The sequence below is a fragment of the Rhodococcus sp. RD6.2 genome, from assembly GCF_001040705.1.
Lineage (GTDB): Bacteria > Actinomycetota > Actinomycetes > Mycobacteriales > Mycobacteriaceae > Rhodococcus_G.
On sequence record NZ_CVQP01000001.1, the window covers coordinates 142,395 to 162,590 of the forward strand.

22 protein-coding genes are annotated in these 20,196 nt (G+C 68.1%); 13 read left to right on the forward strand and 9 right to left on the reverse strand.

Translation table 11 applies throughout. The features are described 5' to 3' along the window. The first annotated feature begins 18 nt into the window (after nucleotides 1-18). Entirely contained in the window at nucleotides 19-1,296 is a 1,278-nt protein-coding gene (gene clpX, locus RHCRD62_RS00625) for an ATP-dependent Clp protease ATP-binding subunit ClpX (protein WP_050062746.1), read from the forward strand. Nucleotides 1,297-1,410: 114 nt separating this feature from the next. Then, nucleotides 1,411-1,851, forward strand: coding sequence for a type II 3-dehydroquinate dehydratase (gene aroQ / locus RHCRD62_RS00630; protein ID WP_050062747.1), 441 nt, complete (start codon nucleotides 1,411-1,413; stop codon nucleotides 1,849-1,851). Between the two features lie 160 nt (nucleotides 1,852-2,011). Here the strand turns inward: aroQ and RHCRD62_RS00635 are convergent, their stop codons facing one another. From RHCRD62_RS00635 to pcaH, 5 genes are read right to left on the reverse strand one after another with little or no spacing between them, the layout of a single operon-like run. Further along, nucleotides 2,012-2,791, reverse strand: a complete 780-nt coding sequence (locus RHCRD62_RS00635) for an IclR family transcriptional regulator (RefSeq protein ID WP_050062748.1) — start codon at nucleotides 2,789-2,791, stop codon at nucleotides 2,012-2,014. Continuing rightward, complete coding sequence (pcaD, locus tag RHCRD62_RS00640; RefSeq protein ID WP_050062749.1) at nucleotides 2,788-4,005, reverse strand: bifunctional 3-oxoadipate enol-lactonase/4-carboxymuconolactone decarboxylase PcaDC; 1,218 nt, start codon at nucleotides 4,003-4,005, stop codon at nucleotides 2,788-2,790. Before pcaD ends, RHCRD62_RS00635 begins: the two co-directional genes overlap by 4 nt. Then, the gene (pcaB, locus tag RHCRD62_RS00645) at nucleotides 4,002-5,327 is read right to left on the reverse strand and encodes a 3-carboxy-cis,cis-muconate cycloisomerase (protein WP_050062750.1); all 1,326 of its coding nucleotides are present in this window, start codon (nucleotides 5,325-5,327) and stop codon (nucleotides 4,002-4,004) included. Before pcaB ends, pcaD begins: the two co-directional genes overlap by 4 nt. Before the next feature lie 9 nt (nucleotides 5,328-5,336). Then, nucleotides 5,337-5,957 carry a protocatechuate 3,4-dioxygenase subunit alpha gene (gene pcaG, locus RHCRD62_RS00650; protein ID WP_050062751.1) on the reverse strand — a complete coding sequence of 207 codons (621 nt, stop codon included), beginning with the start codon at nucleotides 5,955-5,957 and terminating at the stop codon, nucleotides 5,337-5,339. Continuing rightward, nucleotides 5,950-6,669 carry a protocatechuate 3,4-dioxygenase subunit beta gene (gene pcaH, locus RHCRD62_RS00655; RefSeq protein WP_050062752.1) on the reverse strand — a complete coding sequence of 240 codons (720 nt, stop codon included), beginning with the start codon at nucleotides 6,667-6,669 and terminating at the stop codon, nucleotides 5,950-5,952. Before pcaH ends, pcaG begins: the two co-directional genes overlap by 8 nt. A 194-nt stretch (nucleotides 6,670-6,863) precedes the next feature. On the opposite strand from pcaH, the gene RHCRD62_RS00660 reads away from it, so the two are divergent. The 5 genes from RHCRD62_RS00660 (at nucleotide 6,864) to RHCRD62_RS00680 (ending at nucleotide 11,479) form a co-directional block, all read left to right on the forward strand. Beyond that, a complete protein-coding gene (locus RHCRD62_RS00660; protein WP_050063378.1) occupies nucleotides 6,864-7,613 on the forward strand; it encodes a CoA transferase subunit A in 750 nt (249 codons plus the stop codon). Continuing rightward, nucleotides 7,610-8,257, forward strand: coding sequence for a CoA transferase subunit B (locus RHCRD62_RS00665; protein ID WP_216596602.1), 648 nt, complete (start codon nucleotides 7,610-7,612; stop codon nucleotides 8,255-8,257). Before RHCRD62_RS00660 ends, RHCRD62_RS00665 begins: the two co-directional genes overlap by 4 nt. A 33-nt stretch (nucleotides 8,258-8,290) precedes the next feature. Next, nucleotides 8,291-9,559, forward strand: a complete 1,269-nt coding sequence (locus RHCRD62_RS00670; RefSeq protein ID WP_050062753.1) for a helix-turn-helix transcriptional regulator — start codon at nucleotides 8,291-8,293, stop codon at nucleotides 9,557-9,559. 211 nt (nucleotides 9,560-9,770) lie between these two features. Then, a complete protein-coding gene (locus RHCRD62_RS00675; protein ID WP_050062754.1) occupies nucleotides 9,771-10,856 on the forward strand; it encodes an S-(hydroxymethyl)mycothiol dehydrogenase in 1,086 nt (361 codons plus the stop codon). Next, on the forward strand, nucleotides 10,853-11,479 hold the full coding sequence (locus RHCRD62_RS00680; protein ID WP_050062755.1) for an MBL fold metallo-hydrolase: 627 nt from the start codon (nucleotides 10,853-10,855) through the stop codon (nucleotides 11,477-11,479). Before RHCRD62_RS00675 ends, RHCRD62_RS00680 begins: the two co-directional genes overlap by 4 nt. Before the next feature lie 93 nt (nucleotides 11,480-11,572). Here the strand turns inward: RHCRD62_RS00680 and fdhD are convergent, their stop codons facing one another. After that, the gene (gene fdhD / locus RHCRD62_RS00685; protein WP_050062756.1) at nucleotides 11,573-12,397 is read right to left on the reverse strand and encodes a formate dehydrogenase accessory sulfurtransferase FdhD; all 825 of its coding nucleotides are present in this window, start codon (nucleotides 12,395-12,397) and stop codon (nucleotides 11,573-11,575) included. A gap of 1 nt (nucleotide 12,398) precedes the next feature. Continuing rightward, nucleotides 12,399-14,711, reverse strand: coding sequence for an FdhF/YdeP family oxidoreductase (locus tag RHCRD62_RS00690; protein ID WP_157050756.1), 2,313 nt, complete (start codon nucleotides 14,709-14,711; stop codon nucleotides 12,399-12,401). Between the two features lie 102 nt (nucleotides 14,712-14,813). On the opposite strand from RHCRD62_RS00690, the gene RHCRD62_RS00695 reads away from it, so the two are divergent. From RHCRD62_RS00695 to RHCRD62_RS00710, 4 genes are all read left to right on the forward strand, one after another. Continuing rightward, nucleotides 14,814-15,809, forward strand: a complete 996-nt coding sequence (locus RHCRD62_RS00695; RefSeq protein WP_050062757.1) for an iron-siderophore ABC transporter substrate-binding protein — start codon at nucleotides 14,814-14,816, stop codon at nucleotides 15,807-15,809. Nucleotides 15,810-15,891: 82 nt separating this feature from the next. Beyond that, on the forward strand, nucleotides 15,892-16,563 hold the full coding sequence (locus RHCRD62_RS00700; protein ID WP_050062758.1) for an AIM24 family protein: 672 nt from the start codon (nucleotides 15,892-15,894) through the stop codon (nucleotides 16,561-16,563). A gap of 167 nt (nucleotides 16,564-16,730) precedes the next feature. Further along, nucleotides 16,731-17,528 (forward strand): SDR family oxidoreductase, encoded by a 798-nt coding sequence (locus tag RHCRD62_RS00705; RefSeq protein WP_050062759.1) that lies wholly within the window; start codon nucleotides 16,731-16,733, stop codon nucleotides 17,526-17,528. A 46-nt stretch (nucleotides 17,529-17,574) separates the two neighbouring features. After that, a complete protein-coding gene (locus tag RHCRD62_RS00710; protein WP_157050757.1) occupies nucleotides 17,575-18,132 on the forward strand; it encodes a hypothetical protein in 558 nt (185 codons plus the stop codon). Here RHCRD62_RS00710 and RHCRD62_RS00715 read toward each other — a convergent pair. Both RHCRD62_RS00715 and RHCRD62_RS00720 read right to left on the reverse strand, forming a co-directional pair. After that, nucleotides 18,129-18,527, reverse strand: a complete 399-nt coding sequence (locus tag RHCRD62_RS00715) for a DMT family transporter (RefSeq protein ID WP_050062761.1) — start codon at nucleotides 18,525-18,527, stop codon at nucleotides 18,129-18,131. The genes RHCRD62_RS00710 and RHCRD62_RS00715 overlap by 4 nt on opposite strands. Continuing rightward, nucleotides 18,524-18,850 carry a DMT family transporter gene (locus RHCRD62_RS00720; RefSeq protein ID WP_050062762.1) on the reverse strand — a complete coding sequence of 109 codons (327 nt, stop codon included), beginning with the start codon at nucleotides 18,848-18,850 and terminating at the stop codon, nucleotides 18,524-18,526. Before RHCRD62_RS00720 ends, RHCRD62_RS00715 begins: the two co-directional genes overlap by 4 nt. A 93-nt stretch (nucleotides 18,851-18,943) precedes the next feature. Here RHCRD62_RS00720 and RHCRD62_RS00725 point away from each other — a divergent pair, with 93 nt between their 5' ends. Together RHCRD62_RS00725 and RHCRD62_RS00730 are read left to right on the forward strand one after the other, a co-directional pair. After that, a complete protein-coding gene (locus RHCRD62_RS00725) occupies nucleotides 18,944-19,564 on the forward strand; it encodes a GyrI-like domain-containing protein (RefSeq protein WP_050062763.1) in 621 nt (206 codons plus the stop codon). A 9-nt stretch (nucleotides 19,565-19,573) separates the two neighbouring features. Beyond that, complete coding sequence (locus tag RHCRD62_RS00730; RefSeq protein WP_050062764.1) at nucleotides 19,574-20,176, forward strand: GNAT family N-acetyltransferase; 603 nt, start codon at nucleotides 19,574-19,576, stop codon at nucleotides 20,174-20,176. Nucleotides 20,177-20,196 lie beyond the last annotated feature (20 nt).

The following is a 20,196-nucleotide window of genomic DNA, read 5'->3' on the forward strand; positions in this document are numbered from 1 at the left end:
GAAGTAGGACCTGACGAGATGGCACGCATCGGTGACGGCGGAGACCTGCTGAAGTGCTCGTTCTGCGGCAAGAGTCAGAAGCAGGTGAAGAAGCTCATCGCGGGGCCGGGTGTGTACATCTGCGACGAGTGCATCGACCTCTGCAACGAGATCATCGAGGAAGAGCTCGCGGAGTCCAGCGAGGTCAAGCTCGACGAGTTGCCAAAGCCCGTCGAGATCCGCGACTTCCTCGAGAACTATGTGATCGGTCAGGACGACGCCAAGCGGACGCTCGCCGTCGCGGTCTACAACCACTACAAGCGCATCCAGGCCGGCGACAAGGGGCGCGACGTTCGCGGCGAAACGGTCGAACTCGCGAAATCCAACATCTTGATGCTCGGCCCGACGGGCTGTGGCAAGACGTACCTGGCGCAGACGCTCGCGAAGATGCTGAACGTGCCGTTCGCCATCGCCGACGCGACCGCGCTCACCGAGGCCGGTTACGTCGGTGAGGATGTCGAGAACATTCTGCTCAAGCTGATTCAGGCGGCGGACTACGACGTCAAGCGTGCCGAAACCGGCATCATCTACATCGACGAGGTCGACAAGATCGCCCGTAAGTCGGAGAACCCGTCGATTACTCGCGACGTCTCAGGCGAGGGTGTGCAGCAGGCGCTGCTGAAGATCCTCGAGGGGACGCAGGCGAGCGTGCCGCCGCAGGGTGGACGTAAGCACCCCCATCAGGAGTTCATCCAGATCGACACCACCAACGTGTTGTTCATCGTCGCGGGTGCGTTCGCGGGGCTGGAGAAGATCGTCTCGGACCGGGTCGGCAAGCGTGGCATCGGCTTCGGTGCCGAGGTGCGCTCGAAGGCGGAAATCGATACGCAGGACCACTTCGCCGAGGTCATGCCGGAGGATCTGATCAAGTTCGGTTTGATCCCCGAGTTCATCGGCCGCCTGCCCGTCGTCGCGTCGGTGACGAACCTGGACAAGGAATCGCTGGTGCAGATTCTGTCCGAGCCGAAGAACGCGTTGGTCAAGCAGTACACCCGGCTCTTCGACATGGACAGTGTTGAACTGGAGTTCAGTTCGGATGCGCTCGAAGCAATCGCGGACCAGGCGATCCTGCGCGGTACCGGTGCCCGTGGACTGCGCGCCATCATGGAAGAGGTACTGCTTCCGGTGATGTACGACATCCCGAGCCGCGACGACGTCGCCAAGGTCGTCGTGACGGCGGAGACCGTCAACGACAACGTGCTGCCGACCATCGTCCCGCGCAAGCCGGAGCGGGAGCGTCGCGACAAGTCCGCGTGATCGGCGCCTACCGGGATGACGTGGTCCCCTCGCTATCCTGGGTACCAACTACCACACTGATTCGTGCTCGCCGCGGAGTTCGATGCGGGACTCGCGGTTCCTAGGAGGCTTGGCGTGACGACACCGGGACCGATCTATGTCCTGAATGGGCCGAACCTGAACCTGCTCGGCCTGCGCCAGCCCGAGATCTACGGCGACGACACCCTTGACGACGTTGTCGCTCTGTGCGAGGAGGTCGCGGGGCGTCACGGCCGGACCGTCGAGGTGCGGCAGTCCAATCATGAAGGCGTCCTCATCGATTGGGTGCAGGAGGCGCGGACTGCGGCGTCCGGTGTCGTGATCAACCCCGCCGGCTACACGCACACCTCAGTCGCGTTGCGCGACGCGCTGGTCACCTTGGAGGTTCCGCTCGTCGAGGTGCACATCAGCAACGTGCATGCGCGGGAGGAGTTCCGCAAGCACTCCTATGTGTCGCCTGTCGCGACGGGTGTGATCGCAGGACTTGGCATCGCGGGATACGGATTGGCCGTCGAGTACCTCTGCGGTCAGGGATAGTTTCGTCGCCGAGGCGTTGTAGGGCCTCCGCTCGGTGGGATCTGTATCGCGCACTCGGCGGGATTCACCGCTTCCCTGGAGTGTTTGTGCTGCAGGCGAATTGGGTTCGGCGGCTGCATCGGACAGGTTGGCGTCGAGGTTGAGTACCCTCGCATCTCGTTCACGGGGTCGACTGCAAGCGAACGAGGTCCAGGCCGATCGCCTCGACTGTGCCCAGTAGATCGGGCAACAGGTCGGTGCGGACCGCGTCCGAGGAGTAGCGCGCGGATTGGGTGGAGATGTTGGCGGCCGCGACGACCGCGCCGTTGCCGTCTCGGATGGGAGCGGCGAGCGAGCGCAACCCCTCCTCGAGTTCCTGGTCGACGATGCAGAAGCCGTCCGCGCGGACGCGCGCGACCTCGTCGCGCAGGGCGTCGGGGGTGACGATGGTGTGGCCGGTGAGTGGGGTGAGGGTCACCGTGCGCAGGTACTCGTCGAACTCGGCTTCCGGGAGTCCGGCCAGCAGCACCCGGCCCATCGATGTGGCGTACGCGGGGAACCGGGTCCCGATGGTGATCGCGACCGTCATGATCCGGCTGACGGGGACGCGCGCCACGTACACGACGTCGCTGCCGTCGAGGATCGATACCGACGCCGACTCACGGACCTTCTTCGTCAACGACTCGAGGTGCGGGACCGCGACTTCCGGCAGCGTCAGGCTAGACAGGTAGCTGTAGCCGAGTTCGAGGACCCGCGGTGTCAGCCAGAACACCGATCCGTCCGTGCGGACGTACCCCAGCTCGGCGAGGGTGAGCAGGAACCGGCGAGCCGTGGCGCGGGTCAGGTCGGTGGCCTTCGCGACCTCACTGAGGGTTTGCCGCGGGTGCGTGGCGTCGAATGCGCGGATGACGGACAACCCCCGGGCCAGGGACTGCACGTAGTCGGGTGACGGTTCGGTCATGGTCCGGACTGCTCCTCTATCTCGGCGGGAGCGCCGAGGGTGTCGGCGCCGGGAGCCGTGCCGGCCGACCGGGCATGCTCCGCCAGAGCATTCTTGCCGAGCGCGAAGGCCCGGTTGCTGTTCGGTACACCCGCGTAGATCGCGGTGTGCAGAAACACCTCGACGAGTTCGTCCGGCGTGACGTCGTCGCGCAGGGCCGCGCGGATGTGCATGTCGAGTTCGTGCTCGTTACCAACCGCCGTGAGGATCGCGAGAGTGAGCAGGCGTCGGGTGTGATGATCCAGTCCGGTCCGGGACCAGACGTCGCCCCACGCGGTGCGGGTGATGAAATCCTGGAACGGGGCAGTGAACTCGGTGGTTTCCGCGACCGAGCGGGCGACGTGTGCGTCGCCGAGTACTGCGCGCCGCACCAGCATCCCGGCCTCGTAGGCCTCACTACGCTGAGCGCGTCCCGTCACGTGCGCGGCGATCAGGGCTGTGACCCGGCCGGCCTGCTCGACGTTCGCCAGGTGCGCGGCGGGGTCGAGCACGTGCAGAGCCGATCTCGCGATGCCCTCGGCGATGAAACCCAGATCGGCGGGCGTCGTCGACGGATCCTGACGGCCGGCGATTACCAGGGTCGGTGCGGCGATGCGTGCCAGATCCGCGCGGCCGTCCCACTCCGACAGCGCCTCACAGCACGCGGCGTAGCCCTCGTTGGAAGTGGCCGCGACCATGGCCCGTGACGACGCGACCAGCTCGGGATCGCGCGAGGCGAGTTCGCTTGTGTACCAGCGCTCGACGACGGCCTCGGCGATGGATCCGGTGCCTCCGGAGCGGACCGCGGCCGCGCGGTCGAACCACCCCGTGGGTTCGCCGAACTTGGCGGACGTGCACAGCAGGGTCAGGGTCTGCACCCGCGCGGGCGAGTGGGTGGCGAGCCACTGCGCCACCGCGCCGCCGAGTGAGAGGCCGACCACGTGTGCAGCGGGCAGGGCAAGGGTGTCGAGCAGGGTGAGCACGTCACCACCGAGCTCGGCGACGGTGTACGGACCGGGGGGAACGGGGGACCCGCCGTGCCCGCGCAGGTCGACGGCGAGGACGTTGAACTGTTCGGACAGTGTCCGGACCTGTGGGTCCCACATGGACCGGTCGGACCCGAGAGAACCGAGCAGGACGACTGTTGGGGCGCCGGGTCCGGGTCCGATGAGGTGGTGGGCGAGGTTGACCGTCACCGGGACGACTCCTTGGTGGTGGATCGGGAGGCCAGGACGCGGTCGACGAGATCGCCTGCGTGGCCGAGATAGCGTGCGGGATCGAGCAGTTCGCGGACCGTGTCGGCGTCGAGGTGGGCGAGGATGGACGGATCGCTGTCGAGCGAGCGTCCCGCGGCGCAGGCGGCGGTGACGAGGTCGCGCGCGGAGTCCGTGTGCGCGGCCAGGGCGCCGGTGACGCGTTCGGCGAGCAGCATGCCGCCGGTCGCGTCGAGGTTGTCGCGCATCGCGGTCGCGTTCACCTGTAGTCCGCCGAGCGAGGCCGCGATGCGGTGTGCGGCGCCGCCGGTGAGTCGGAGCAGATCGGTGACGGTTTCCCATTCCGCGTGCCATGCACCAGCGGCCCGCTGGAACTCCTGGGCCATCGCGCCGAGCACGGTGGACACCAGCCCAGGGACCCGGAGCGTGGCACCACGCGCAGTCACGGCGGCGACGGGATTTCTCTTGTGCGGCATCGCGGACGAGCCGCCGGGGGACTCCTCGGCGACCTCGTCGACCTCGGTCGCGGCCATCACCATGATGTCGGTCGCCACCTTGGAGATCGCCCCGGCGGCGACACCGAGTGCGGCGGCGAGCTCACCGATACGCATCCGGTCGGTGTGCCACGGAACCGTCTGCCTGGCCAGGCCGAGTTCGTCGGCCAGCCGATCCGCGACGTCGAGGCCGTGCGGATACAGGGCGGCGAGAGTGCCTGCGGCCCCACCGAACTGGACCGGAAGCGCTACGAGCGCTCGCCCGAGTACCTGGTGTGCGCGGTCGAGACCCGCGCACCATCCGGCGGCGAGCGCGCCGAACGTGGTGGGAAGAGCCTGCTGACCGAGGGTGCGTCCCGCCATCGGGGTGTCCCGGTACCGGGCGGCCAGGTCCGCGGCGGCGTCGGCCGCCGCGGACAGATAGTCGGCGACCACCGCGCCGGCGCGGAGGGCGAGCAGCATCAGGGCGGTGTCGATCACGTCTTGACTGGTCGCGCCGGTGTGCACCGCCGAGTCGGGCACACCGGCGCGTGCGCACGCCGCACGGAGGTGTCGGACCAGGGGGATCACGGGATTGCCGCCGGCTGCGCCCTCGACGCCGAGCAGTGCCGGGTCGAGGGTGCCCGACAGGTCTCGAGCGGCCGATGCGATGGCCACGGCCTGGTCGGCGGTGATCACGCCGGAGTCGGCGGCCGCGTGCGCGAGCGCGCCCTCGACCTCGAGCATTGCCGACAGCCACGCGCGGTCCGAGAGTGCCGGACTCAGCCGCTCCGCACCGAACACCGGATCGAACAGTTCACCCCGAGTCACACGAGCCCCCTAGAAGCGGAAGAACGGCGTTTCGGCGCCGTTCGGATCGGCATCCTGGAGCACGATGTCGAAGTGGTAACCGGCCGCGGTTGCACGGGCAATGAGCTTGGCGCGCTGGGCTTCCGGCAGAGCCGACAGTACCGGGTCGGCGGCATTCGCTGCTGCCTCGTCGGGGAAGTAGATGCGGGTGATCGCGCGGTCGAGCATTCCGCGTGCGAACACCGACACGTCGATGTGCGGGGCTTCCCGCAGGCCGTTCTCGGCGGGCAGGGCGCCGGGCTTGACGGTGGTGATCGCCACGGTGCCCGTCGAGTCGGCGGGCGCCCGGCCGAAGCCACGGAAGGTGCAGCCCTGCGCGCCGCGCGGATCGTCCGGGTGGTCGAACCGGCCCTCGGCGTCGGCCTGCCAGGTTTCGACCATGGCGTCGGCGATCGGATCTCGGTTGCCGTCGACCACCGTCACCGTGATCTCGATCGCGCTCGGGGTGCCGGGGGCGACCACGTCGGCGCCGTCCGCCCACGGCAGTCCGATGTGCAGGTAGGGGCCGACGGTCTGCGACGGTGTCGGCCCGAACTTGACGGTGGTGAAGTCGCCCGGGACCACTGGGTAGCGCGGTGCGAACTCAGTCATCGTGGTCGTCCTCCTCGAAGGGGGTGGCGTCGTGGCCGCGCAGCACGATGTCGAAGCGGAATCCGAGCGCCCAGTTGTCGGTGGTGGTCTCGTAGTCGAACACGCTGATCATCCGCTGGCGCGCGCCGTCCGGCACCGAGTTGTAGATGGGGTCCTGGAAGAACATCGGGTCGTCCGGAAAGTACATCTGGGTGACGAGGCGCTGGGTGAAGGCGCGGCCGAACAGTGAGAAGTGGATGTGCGCGGGGCGCCAGGCGTTGTGGTGGTTGCCCCACGGGTAGGCACCCGGCTTGATCGTGGTGAACGAGTAGTGACCGGTCTCGTCGGTCAGCGCTCGGCCGACGCCGTTGAAATGAGGGTCGAGCGGGGCGGGCCACTGGTCGCCCTGGTGTCGGTAGCGACCGGCGGCGTTGGCCTGCCACACCTCGATCAGGGTGTTCGGCACGGGCTTGCGGTCGCTGTCGAGGACTTGTCCGTGGACGACGATGCGCTGGCCGCCGGCTTCGCCGCCGTTGGCGAGGGTGAGGTCGGCGTCCGCCGCAGTCACCCGGTCCTCACCGAGAACCGGTCCGGTGAGTTCGGTCAGGCGCTGGGGCAGCAGAGTCAGAGGTTGCCTCGGGCTGCGCAGGGACGTCGTGCGGTAGTCGGCGAAGTCGAGTGGCGCTTCCTCGGCCTCGTCTCTGCCGCGGTAGCGCGGGGGCAGGTGGAGCATGCTCGGACCTTTTCGTCGAAGGGAACCGTAGGGCGGCTGCAGGACCATCACCGTGTTCGCATGGTGCACATCGCGCCGCTATACGAACGAGCATATGCCTCCGGCATGGCGTGGGCAACGAGCGCCCCCAGTGGTGTTCGCAATGCGGATAGATGTTCACAATGCGGACCGCTGGGGCTATCGTGATCGGCGTGATGGACAAAGTCATTCCCACAGCAGCCGAGGCGGTGGCCGACATCCCGAACGGCGCCTCCCTCGCGGTCGGCGGATTCGGGTTGGTCGGAGTGCCGGAGGCGCTCATCGCGGCACTGCACGAGCAGGGTGCGACCGGCCTCGAGACCGTCACCAACAATCTCGGCACCGACGGGTTCGGGTTGGGTGTCCTCCTCGCATCGCGCCGCATCCGCCGCACCATCAGCTCCTATGTCGGGCAGAACAAGGAGTTCGCGCGGCAGTACCTGGCTGGTGAGCTCGAGGTGGAGCTGACGCCGCAGGGATCGCTGGCCGAGCGGATGCGCGCGGGTGGCGCCGGGATCCCCGCGTTCTTCACTCCTGCAGGGGTCGGCACCCAGGTGGCCACCGGCGGTCTTCCACGGAAGTACGACGGCACCGGCGGTGTCGCGATCGCCAGCCCGCCGAAAGAGACCCGCGAGTTCGACGGCGTCACCTACGTGATGGAACGGGCCATCGTCACCGACTACGCACTCGTGCACGCCTGGAAGGGCGACCGACACGGAAACCTGGTGTACCGCAAGAGCGGTCGCAACTTCAATCCGCCCGCCGCCGCGGCCGGTCGAATCACCATCGCCGAGGTCGAGAACCTCGTAGAACCCGGCGAGATCGATCCGGACGACGTACACACCCCCGGAATTCACGTGCAGCGCGTCGTGCACGTTCCGGCGGTGGGAGATAAACCGATCGAGAACAGGACGGTACGGAAGTGAGCTGGACCAGGGACGAGATGGCAGCCCGCGCCGCGCGGGAACTCGAGGACGGCCAGTACGTCAACCTCGGTATCGGTATGCCAACACTGATCCCGAACCACATCCCTGACGGTGTCGAGGTCGTGCTGCACTCGGAGAACGGCGTCCTCGGAGTCGGGCCGTATCCGTACGAGGACGAGGTGGACGCGGACCTGATCAATGCGGGCAAGGAGACGATCACGGTCCTGCCCGGCGCATCCTTCTTCGACTCGGCGCAGTCGTTCGGGATGATCCGCGGCGGTCAGGTCGACATTGCGGTCCTCGGCGCGATGCAGGTCAGCGAAACCGGTGACCTCGCCAACTGGATGATTCCCGGCGCCATGGTCAAGGGCATGGGAGGCGCGATGGACCTGGTCCACGGAGCGCGCCGAGTCATCGTCCTAACCGACCATTGCAGCAAGTCGGGGGAACCGAAGATCGTCGCGGAGTGCACGCTGCCACTGACCGGTGAACGGTGCGTCAACCGCATCATCACCGACCTCTGTGTTCTCGACGTCACCGGCGACGGCTTGCGTCTGGTCGAGACCGCGCCCGGGGTCACCGTCGAGGAGGTTCGTGCCGCGACCGGAGCGGAGCTCCTCGACGACGCCGTCGCGGTCGGCTGACCCGGGCCCGCGGCACTTCACTAGGGTGGCGGCATGCCAGATCGCGCCGAGCAAGACCGTCTCGACGCGCTCCGCGGGGTGCTGGTCGGTCCTCTGCCGGATATCGGCCGCCGGTTCTCCGCCCTGGTGGGGCAGGCCGTGCCGCACTCGGCGCTGGTGATCTTCACACGTGAGTGCACCGGCCGTCCCCGCAAGGTCGCGGGCGACGTGCGAATCGTGGAGAAGGTGACGGTCGCGGAACTCGACCGGCTGCGGACCGATCTCGGTCCCGCACGGGCGGATTCGTCGATCAGGTTCCGCGGCACCGCGGTCCTCGGCGGTCGTGAGCACCCTGTCCACGCGATCCTCGACCGCACCGACACCCTCCTCGTCCTCGTGCCACGAGGCAAGAGCGATGTCGACGCCGAGTTGTTGGCGGACCAGTTCGCGATCGTCGCGCTCGGGATCCAACTGCAGGTACGGCACGCGAGTCCCGCGTACCTTGCCGAATCACGTGCCGCGTCGGCGGAACGCGCGCGCACCGTCGCCGAGCTCACCGAGGCGCATGCCGCGACCCTCGAGACGATCCTCGCGACGCTCCGGTCACCCGACCTCGACGACACCCGGGCCAGGATCACCGCGCGGGAGTCGGCGACATCGGCGCTGATCGGACTCCGGACCGCCGTCGACCTGCACCGCGAGATGGCGGAAGAGGCCGTGACCACCGCCTTCGCCCGACTGCGTGGTGAGCTGCGCGCGTTGGTGCCGACGGGTGTCGTCGTCGAGTTCGTCGATCCACCGGTCGGTGGGCGAGGTCTGCCCGGCGAGGTCGCGCACGCGGCACGGGCCGTGGTCCGGGGCGCGGTCCTCGGGCTCGTGGTGCAGCCCGACCTGCGCCGGGTGCGGGTCGCGTGGGACTGCGACGGCGCGAATCTGCTGATCGACGTCCGGGACGACGGCCGCGGCGCCGTCGACCTCGGCGAACTCGACAGGCAGGTGCGTCCGCGGATCGAAACTCTCGGCGGTACATACGAATCCGAGTCGACTCCCGGTTGGGGATCGAGACTGTCGGCGACGCTGCCGCTCGATCACACCGAGGCTGGTGAAGGACGGCACGCGCTGTCGGTGCTCGGTCCCCGCGAGGTCGAGGTTCTCGAACATCTCGTCGCGGGCAGACGCAACCGGGTGATCGCCGAGCGACTCCAGGTCAGTGAGAGCACCGTGAAGTTCCACGTGGCCGCGGTGCTGCGGAAACTCGAGGTCGGCACCCGAGGAGAGGCTGCGGCCCTCGCGTCCGAGGCTGGGGTCAAGGCCGCACTCTGACGTCCTCCGCTGCTCCTCGCGCTGTCCGGGTGTGCAGCAGAGGTGGCGTTCAAGATCGATGCGGTGCTCGGGACGCAGTAGCGGGCTGGCTGTTCGACTAGGTCGAACCATCCTTTCGGGTAGGCCGCGCGGAGTCGGCGGGGGACTACCGTCGCACATGCGGGTATTGCAACGCGCGTACCCGCATCGTCGACCAGGAGGAGACCAGGCCATGCCGCAGCAGGTACGAGGTGTGATCGCGCGCTCGAAGGGCGCCCCGGTGGAGATCGTCCCGATCATCATCCCCGACCCCGGGCCGGGAGAGGTCGTCGTCGCGATCGCCGCGTGCGGCGTCTGCCACACCGACCTGACCTACCGCGAGGGCGGGATCAACGACGAGTACCCCTTCCTGCTCGGGCACGAGGCCGCGGGTGTCGTCGAAAGTGTCGGTGAGGGCGTCGAATCCGTCGAGGTCGGCGACTTCGTCGTGCTGAACTGGCGCGCCGTGTGTGGCCAGTGTCGAGCTTGCAAGCGGGGGCGCCCGCAGTACTGCTTCGACACCTTCAACGCCACCCAGAAGATGACCCTCGAGGACGGCACCGAACTCTCGCCCGCTCTGGGTATCGGGGCGTTCGCCGACAAGACCCTCGTCCACGCCGGACAGTGCACCAAGGTCGACCCGTCCGCCGACCCGGCAGTCGTCGGCCTGCTCGGGTGTGGCGTCATGGCTGGCATGGGCGCGGCGATGAACACCGGCAACGTCGGTCGCGGTGATTCGGTCGCGGTCATCGGCTGCGGCGGTGTCGGCGATGCCGCCATCGTGGGTGCCCGCCTCGCAGGCGCGAACAGGATCATCGCGGTCGACCGCGACAACAAGAAGCTCGACTGGGCGCGCGACCTCGGCGCGACCCACACCATCAACGCCACCGAGTTCGACGTCGTGGAGGCCGTGCAGGATCTCACCGGAGGCTTCGGCGCGGACGTGGTCATCGACGCCGTCGGACGCCCCGAGACGTGGAAGCAGGCGTTCTACGCCCGCGACCTCGCGGGCACCGTCGTCCTCGTCGGTGTCCCGACGCCGGACATGACCCTCGAGATGCCGCTCGTCGACTTCTTCTCCCGCGGTGGCTCGCTCAAGTCGTCCTGGTACGGCGACTGCCTGCCCGAGCGCGACTTCCCGATGCTCGTCGACCTGTACCAGCAGGGCCGGCTGCCGCTGGAGAAGTTCGTCACCGAGCGCATCGCCCTCGACCAGGTCGAGGAGGCATTCGAGTCGATGCACCGCGGCGAGGTCCTGCGTTCGGTCGTGGTCCTGTGAGCCTGCGGATCGACCGGGTCGTCACCAGCGGCACCTTCGCGCTCGACGGCGGCGAGTGGGACGTCGACAACAACATCTGGCTGATCGGTGACGACTCCGAGGTCGTGATCGTGGACGCGGCGCACACCGCGCAGCCGATCATCGACGCCGTCGGTGGTCGCAAGGTCGTCGCGATCGTGTGCACGCACGGCCACAACGACCACATCACCGTCGCCCCCGAACTGGCCGAGCGTTTGGACGCGCCGATTCTGCTGAATCCCGCGGACAACATGCTGTGGGAGATGACGCACCCCGGCGTCGCGCACGGGTCGCTGGAGGACGGCCAGCGGATCGCCGTGGGCGGCACCGACGTCCAGGCCATTGCGACCCCCGGTCACTCGCCGGGCTCGACGTGCCTGTACCTGCCGGAGGCGGGGGAGTTGTTCACCGGCGACACCCTGTTCTCCGGTGGTCCGGGCGCGACGGGACGGTCGTTCTCGGACTTCCCGACGATCATCGGGTCGATCCGCGACAAGCTGTTCGCGCTGCCCGCCGAGACGAAGGTGCACACCGGTCACGGTGACGGCACCACGATCGGCACCGAGTCGCCGCACCTCGAAGAGTGGATCAAGCGCGGCAACTGATCCTGAGAAGGGGTGTGCGCAGCCCTTCTGGAGTGTGCACACCCCTTTTCGGCGTCCAGAACCCCTGCGGACAGGTGAGAACCTGTGCGGACGTTACGACACCTTGATGCGCTCCGCGCCGGTGTACACGTTCATCGTCTCGCCGCGTAGGAAGCCGACGAGGGTCAGGCCGGACTCTGCGGCGAGGTCGACGGCGAGCGACGACGGCGCGGACACCGCCGTCAGCATCGGCACGCCCGCGACGACGGCCTTTTGCACCAACTCGAACGACGCGCGGCTGCTGACGGCGAGGATCGAGTCCGAGAGTGGGACGCGGCGCTCGGTGACGGCCCACCCGAGGACCTTGTCGACGGCGTTGTGCCTGCCGACGTCCTCGCGCAGCGCTAACAGGGTGCCGTCCGCGGTGAACAGCCCTGCCGCGTGCAACCCGCCGGTCGAGTCGAAGACACGCTGCCGGGACCGCATCGTCTCCGGAAGCGTCGCGAGTACCGAGGCCGGAACGGTCGGGTGTGAGGCGTCGAGGTCGTACGGGGCCCGCACCCGAACCGAGTCGAGTGACGCCTTCCCGCACACCCCGCACGCCGACGTGCTCAGGAAGTTGCGCTCTGCGACAACGGGTTCGGGTACCCCCTGTGCGAGTGCGACGTCGAGGACGTTGTAGGTGTTGGCACCGTCCTCGTCGACACCGTCGCAGTAGCGCACGACGGCGATGTCCTCCGCGGTCCGGATGATGCCCTCGCCCAGCAGGAACCCGTGCACGAGGTCGACGTCGTGGCCGGGTGTACGCATCGTGACGGTCAGTGACCGTCCGCCCATTCTGATCTCGAGCGGCTCCTCGACCGCGAGGCTGTCGGGGCGACGCACCGTCCCGTTCGGGCCGATGCGCAGCACCTGCCTTCGTACCGTGACGCGTCCCATCTCAGTGGCCTCCGACCGGCTCCAGTCGCACGACGACCGCCTTCGACACCGGCGTGTTCGACTTCGCCGCAACGTGGTCCAGCGGGACCAGCGGGTTGGTCTCGGGGTAGTACGCCGCCGCGTTCCCCTTCGGTGTCGAGTACTCGACGACGCGGAAGTCGTGGACGCGACGTTCCTCGACGCTGCCGTCGGCGGCGGTCCACTCGGACACCACATCGACCCGGGCGCCGTCGCTCAAGCCCTGCTCGACGAGATCGGCGGCCGACACGAAGATCACCCGGCGGCCGCCCTTGACGCCGCGGTAGCGGTCGTCGAGGCCGTAGATCGTGGTGTTGTACTGGTCGTGGCTGCGCATGGTCTGCAGGATCAGTCGGCCGGGGGGAGTCCGAACCCACCGTAGTTCGCCGGTGACGAAGTTCGCCTTGCCGGTGCGCGTCGGGAACTCGCGGCGATCACGCGGCGGGTGGGGGAGTTGGAAGCCGTCGGGTTGCCGGACCCGTTCGTTGTAGTTCTCGCAACCGGGAACGACACGGGAGATGGCGTCCCGGATCCGGTCGTAATCTGCGGCCAGTGTCGCCCACGGCACGGTGTGCCCGGCGCCGAACAACTCGTGCGCGAGATCGCAGACGATCGCGACCTCACTGCGTAGGTGCTCGCTCGCGGGGGTGAGGCTGCCGCGGGACAGGTGCACCATCGACATCGAATCCTCGACGGAGACGAGCTGTTTTCCGGACGCCTGCACGTCCTTGTCGGTGCGTCCGAGCGTCGGCAGGATCAGTGCGGTCCGTCCGGCCACCACGTGCGAGCGGTTCAGCTTCGTCGAGACCTGCACAGTCAGGCTGCACCGCCGCAACGCCTCCTCAGTCGCGGCGGTGTCCGGGGTGGCCCGAATGAAGTTGCCGCCCATCGCCATGAACACCGATGCGTCACCGGCGCGCATCGCGCGGATCGCGCCGACGGTGTCGAACCCGTGCCTGCGGGGGCTGGTGATCCCGAACTCGCGATCGAGGGCGGCGAGGAACGTCTCGGGCATCTTCTCCCAGATGCCCATCGTCCGGTCGCCCTGCACGTTCGAGTGGCCCCGCACCGGGCACACGCCCGCTCCGGGCTTGCCCATCATGCCGCGCATCAGCAGCAGGTTCGTCAGTTCCTGGATCGTGGCGACGCCGTGGGTCTGTTGCGTCAGCCCCATCGCCCAGCAGGCGATGGTGCGATCGGACGCGATCATCGCGTCTGCGGTCTCCCGCACCTGGGTCATGGTCAGGCCGGTGGCCTCGAGGACGGTGGCGAAATCGATCGCACGAGCGGCCTTCTCGAACTCGTCGAAACCGGCGCAGTGCTCCGCGACGAACGTCCGGTCGACGACCGTGCCCGGCGCCGCGTCGTCCGCCTCGAACAGCAGCCGCGCGACTCCGCGGAACAGGGCCATGTCGCCGCCGAGTCGGATCTGCAGGAACTCGTCGGCGATCTCGACGCCGTCCCCGACCACCCCGTCCACGGTCTGTGGGTCCTTGAATCGCAGCAGACCCGCCTCGGGCAGCGGGTTGACGGCGATGACCTTCGCGCCGTTCCGCTTCGCGGCCCGCAGCGTCGACAGCATGCGTGGATGATTGGTGCCGGGGTTCTGTCCGGCGATCAGGATCAGGTCCGCGAACTCGAGGTCCGGCACCGTCACCGACCCCTTGCCGATGCCGATCGACTCGGACAGTGCAGTGCCCGACGACTCGTGGCACATGTTGGAGCAGTCGGGCATGTTGTTGGTGCCGAAGCTCCGAATCATCAACTGGTACAGGAACGCGGCCTCGTTGCTCGTGCGGCCCGACGTGTAGAAGACGGCGCGATCCGGATCGGGGAGTGCGCGAAGTTCGTCGGCGATCAGCCGGAATGCCTCGTCCCATCCGATCGGCGTGTAGTGGCTCGCACCGTCGCGCAGCACCATGGGGTGGGTGAGCCTGCCCTGCTGGCCGAGCCAGTAGTCCGTCTTCCCGGACAGTGCCGCGACCGAGTGTGCGGCGAAGAACTCGGGCGTCACCGTCCGGCGGGTGGCTTCCTCGGCGACTGCCTTGGCGCCGTTCTCGCAGAATTCGGCGGGTCTGCGGTGTCCGGGCGTCTCCGGCCATGCGCAGCCGGGGCAGTCGAAGCCGTGGCGCTGGTTCAGCCGGGTCAGCGTCTGCGCGGTGCGGACCGCACCCATCTGTTCGACGGATCGCTGGAGGGACACCGCGACAGCCATCACGCCGGCGGCGTGGTTCCCCGGCGAGCCGACGACGACCTGCGACTCGTCGATATCGGGCGCCGGTCCTCTGCGTGTCATGCCTACATACTGGACTGTGCCGGCATCGGTCGTACACAGATGGTCCGGACGCGTCGGGTGCTTCGGTAGCCTTACCTGGCGTTTGCCGTGCGAGGAGGTTCGATGCCGGGTCGATTGTCACGACGGGGATTCCTGATCGGGACGTCGGGCGCGGCGCTCACCCTCGCCGCGGCGGCCTGTAGTGGCGACAACGGCGGGCCCGGGTCCACGTCGGGGCCCACTGTGCGCGACGAGTTCGGCGCCACCGTCGTGCCCGCAGATCCTCGCCGAGTCGTGAGTGTCGGCCACAACGACCACGACGCACTTCTCGCGCTCGGTGTTGTTCCCGTCGGCGTGTTCGACTGGTACGGAGATCAGCCCGACGCGACCTGGCCGTGGGCCCACGACCTACTGGACGGGGCGACACCGGCGATCGTCGGCACCGCTGGGTCCGGTATCGACACCGAAGCGGTCGTGTCCGTAGACCCCGATCTGATCATCGGCACGTACTCGGGCGTGACGCAGAGCGAGCACGACAAGCTCTCCGCGATAGCGCCGACCGTCGCCCAGCCCGCGGAGTACGCGGACTTCGGTGTGCCCTGGCAGATTCAGACCCGCACCATCGGCAAGGCTGTTGGGCGGTCCCCGCAGGCCGACGGCCTGGTGTCGACGGTGCAGCGGCGGTTCACCGCCGTCGCCGACGCGAACCCGGTGTTCAGGGGCAGGACGGTGATCGTCGGGGCGCTCAAGGGTGCCGGCCAGTTCGGTGTGTTCGGACCCGAGGACCCGAAGGTGCGGTTCTTCACCGAACTCGGCTTCGTGAACCCGCCCGTCACTCAGCAGATCACCGGCACCAACTTCGCGCCGATCAGCACCGAACAGCTCGGCCTCGCCGACGCGGACCTGCTCGTCTGGTACGCGGGCGGCGGGTTCGGTGACAAGCTGCGGGCCGAACTTGCCGGCACGTCTGTCTACGGCCAACTTTCGGCCGTCAAGGAGGGCCGCGTCGTCATCCTCGACGACGCCGCCGCCGACGCGATGGCCTGGAGCACGGTGTTGTCCCTGCCCTACGCGCTGGAGCAGATTCCCCCGCGCATCGCGCCGTTGCTGAACGGATAGCGGCGCACGCGGAAGCCCTGCCGCGGCACGTCGGGTCCGGGTCGGGTTGGATGGATCCGACGACCCCGACCGAAGGAGACCCATGCGCAGCGAACTGTTCGCCAACACCGAACGATCGGGGCAGCCCGGACGATTCATGCTGCAGAACTCCCGCATGCTCAAGGTGGACCTGCGGGGAACCGGTGGAGAGTTCCTGGCACGTCAGGGCTCCATGGTCGCCTACCAGGGCGACGTCGACTTCAACTACCAGGGCAGCGGGGGCATCGGAAAGTTCTTCAAGAAGGCGCTGACCGGTGAGGGCATGTCGCTGATGAAGGTGTCGGGCAGCGGCGACGTCTTCCTCGCGGCCGACGCCGACGAGATCTTCCTGTTCGAACTCGAGGGTGAGTCGGTGACCGTCAGCGGGGCGAACGTGCTCGCGTTCGAGAGTTCCGTGCAGTGGGACATCAAGCGGGTCGAGGGTGCGTCGATGGCGAGTGGCGGACTGTTCAACACGACGTTCACCGGGCACGGCGTCCTCGCGATCACGGCTTACGGCACCCCCGTCGTCCTCGATGTCGATGCCCCGACCTACGTCGACATGCAAAGCGCCGTCATGTGGTCGACCGGACTGCAGTCCACCATCCGCAAGACCGCGAAGCTAGGTGCAGTCATCGGTCGCGGTTCGGGGGAGGCGTACCAGTTGTGCCTGACTGGAAAAGGTTTCGTCGTCGTCCAGGCCTCGGAGGGGCACCCTCCCGTTCCGGGGCAGTAGGGGCACCCTCCCGTTCCGGGGCAGTAGGGGCACCCTCCCGTTCCGGGGCAGTAGGGGCACCCTCCCGTTCCTGGGCAGTTGAGGGCGTCGCCCTGATTCCGAAGCGGTGACCGCGGGGTCGGTGCGACGGTACGGTGCGCAGAACAGTGGGAACGGAAGGACGGAACGTGGTTGTTACGCGAACGGCGCTGGTGACGGGTGCATCGTCGGGGATCGGTGAGGCGGTGGCGCGGGCGCTCGCGGGTCGCGGTTGGAGGGTGTACGGCACCAGCCGGAATCCGTCGCGAATCGCGCATCCGGTCCCGGGGGTCGAGTACCTTGCGCTGGATCTGACCGACGAGGCGAGCATCGTCCGGTGCGCCGAGGCGGTCGGCGCGGTGGACGTGTTGGTGAACAACGCGGGTGAGAGCCAGAGTGGGCCGCTCGAGGAGCTCCCGATGGAGGCGGTCGAGCGACTGTTCCAGACCAACGTGTTCGGTGCGGTGCGGCTGACCCAGCTGGTTCTGCCGGGTATGCGGTCACGCCGCTACGGCAGGGTGGTGATGGTCGGGTCGATGCTGGCGAGTTTCCCACTGGCACACCGGTCCTCGTATGTGGCGACGAAGGCCGCGATCAAGGGCTTCGCGACCGCGGCACGCCGCGAGGTCGCGCCCTTCGGCATCGGGATCACGACGGTCGAGCCGGGCTCCATCAGCACCGGTATCGGTGAACGGCGCACGCACTACCTCGCCGACGGGTCGCCGTACACGGACGACTACCGCACGATGATCGAGCACCTCGACGCCAACGAACGCTCCGGCATCACCGCGGACACCGTCGCGGCGACGGTCCTCAAGGCGATCGACGCGGATCGGCCGAAGCAGCTGTATGCCGTCGGCAGCAACGCGCCGCTGGTGTTCGCGCTCCGCCGGATCGCGCCGCGCGGGATCGTCGAGAAGATCGTCGCCCGTAGGCACGGTCTGTAGGCGCCACGCCGTGTTCGAGTGCGAGCCACCGACGAACGAGATTCCTGTGCGCGTTCCACTCGACCTCGTGCTCAACCGCACCGACGACCTGATCCTGTGGATGTCCGGTGTGTACGTGTACTCGACCGGATTCGTGTTCACAGTTTGCGCCCGCGAACGGGTGGGTGCGGTGGTCCTGGACATGTACGGGTTCGGATATCCCTCGTGGGACGGTTCCAGCGCGCCGCTGCTCGTGGGGATCGAGTATGCGGACGGAACCGTAACCTCCAACCTGCCTTGCGAACGCTTCTCCACCGGCTTGGAGCACAACGGCAGCGCGAGCCAGGCGGGATCAGGGTGGGTTTCGTACTTCCAGCATCCGTTGCCGGCGCGTGGACCGGTCCGGATCGTCACCGCGTGGCCGTGGTTCTCGGTGCCGGAGCAGGTCGTCGAGGTGGACGGCCAGGTGCTGGCCGATGCGGCAACGGCGGTCGAGACGCTGTGGCCCGCAATCCCGGAGTCCGAGCCGTCGAGCGGCGGTTCGGACAGTCGCGTCCTTCCGCTCGACCTGGAGCCGGGTGGCTGGTTCGACACCGTCGCCCGGCCCGCGGCCGAGAGGGATTAGGGGTCGGCGCGCTCCCTGTCGTCGAGTGCCGGGACCGGTTGGGCAGTTTCGGAAGTGTCACCATCGTGCTGCAAGTTGAGGATCACCACACCGGCGACGATCAGTGCCAGACCGATCACCTTCGCGACCGACAGTGTCTCCCCGAGCAGCAGGACGCCGATCACCGCGACCGTGGCGGTCCCGATACCGGACCACAGTGCGTACGCCAGGCTCACCGGCAGCGCCCGCAACGCTTGTGCCAGGCACGCGAACGAGGTGACGTATCCGGCGATCACGACGATCGACGGCAGGGGCTTGGTGAACTGTTCGGTGCTGTCGAGGAGGACCGTCGCGGTGATCTCGGATGCGATCGCGACCGCGAGGAACGCCCACGCGCGCCTCAGTTGCGGGCTCATTCGGCACCGCCGAGGTTGAGAGCGACGACGCCGGCGACGACCAGCGCGATACCGAGAATTTTGGACGCGGACCGCGGTTCGTGCAGCACCAGCATCCCGATCGCGGCGATCACCGCCGTCCCGACGCCCGCCCACACCGCGTATGCGACCCCGACGTCGAGGGAACGCAACGCCTGGGAAAGGCAGTACAGCGCAGCCGAGTACAGCGCGAGAACCGCGACTGTCGGCGCGAGCCGCCGGAACCCGTCGGTGCGCGGAAGCAGGCTCGTGCCCAGCACTTCCGCGCAGATCGCGACCGTCAGGAAGATCCACGCCGTCGTCATCAGGCCAACTTATCCGCCTCGATGTCGGGGCACCGTGGGATGCTCACGCCGAACGTGACAACCGCCATCTCGGGACCGTGAGGTGCAATCGTGGTGAAAGTCGATTTCCGGAAAGAGATCGAGACGTACAGCGCCCGGAAGGGCAGGTTCTCGCTCGTGACGGTCCCCGCGATGCAGTTCCTGATGATCGACGGCCACGGCGACCCGAACACGGCGCAGGAGTACCGCGACGCACTGGAGACGATCTATCCCGTAGCGTACGCGCTCAAGTTCGCCAGCAAACGGGAGTTGGACCGGGACTACGCCGTGATGCCGCTCGAAGCGCTCTGGTCCGCGGAGGACATGGATTCCTTCACCACCGCCCGCGACAAGTCGCAGTGGAACTGGACGCTGATGATCATGACTCCGGACTGGATCACCGGCGCGCACGTCGAGTCGGCGCGGGAGTCGGTGGCCCTCAAGGGCACGGCACCGGTGCTGGGCGCGTTGCGGCTGGAAACGTTGGACGAGGGCCTGTGCGTGCAGACACTCCATGTCGGCCCCTACGACGACGAGGCGCCCGTCCTCGACGAGTTGCACCACGGTTTCATTCCGGACAGCGGGCTCCGGATGACCGGCAGGCATCACGAGATCTACCTCTCGGACCCGCGCCGGGCGGCTCCCGAGAAGCTGCGGACCATCCTTCGCCAGCCGGTCACGGCGTCGAAGGGCTAGCGTCGCCACATGGCCACTGTGCGCGAAGCCACCCGGTCCGACGTCCCTGCACTGGCCGCGGTGCTAGGCCGGGCGTTCGAGGATGATCCGGTGATGGAGTGGATGTGGCCCAATCCGGCAGCGCGTCGGCACGGCCTGCCCCGCATGTTCGCGGCGTTCACCCGCCATCACCACCTGGACGGCGGGGGAGTGGAGTTGGCCCACGACGGTGCGCGGGCGGTGGGTGCGGCGTTGTGGGATCCGCCCGGACGGTGGCGGCAATCCGGGTGGACGCAGGCGCGGATGATGCCGTCGATCCTCCGGGTGTTCGGTCGTCGCGCAGGCGTCGGGCGTCAGGTGGGGGAGACGATGGAGGCGGCGCACCCGGAGGAGCCGCACTGGTACCTCAGCACGATCGGAACCGACCCCGACGCGCGTGGCGCCGGTCACGGGCAGGTGCTGATGCGGTCCCGGTTGGAACGCTGTGACATCGAGCACGCGCCCGCGTACCTGGAGTCGAGCAAGGAGGAGAACGTGCCGTACTACCAGCGGTTCGGCTTTGAGGTGACCGGGGAGATCGTCATCCCGAACGGCGGTCCGACGCTCTGGGCCATGTGGCGCGAAGCACAGTGAATTTCGTTCTCTAGAATTAC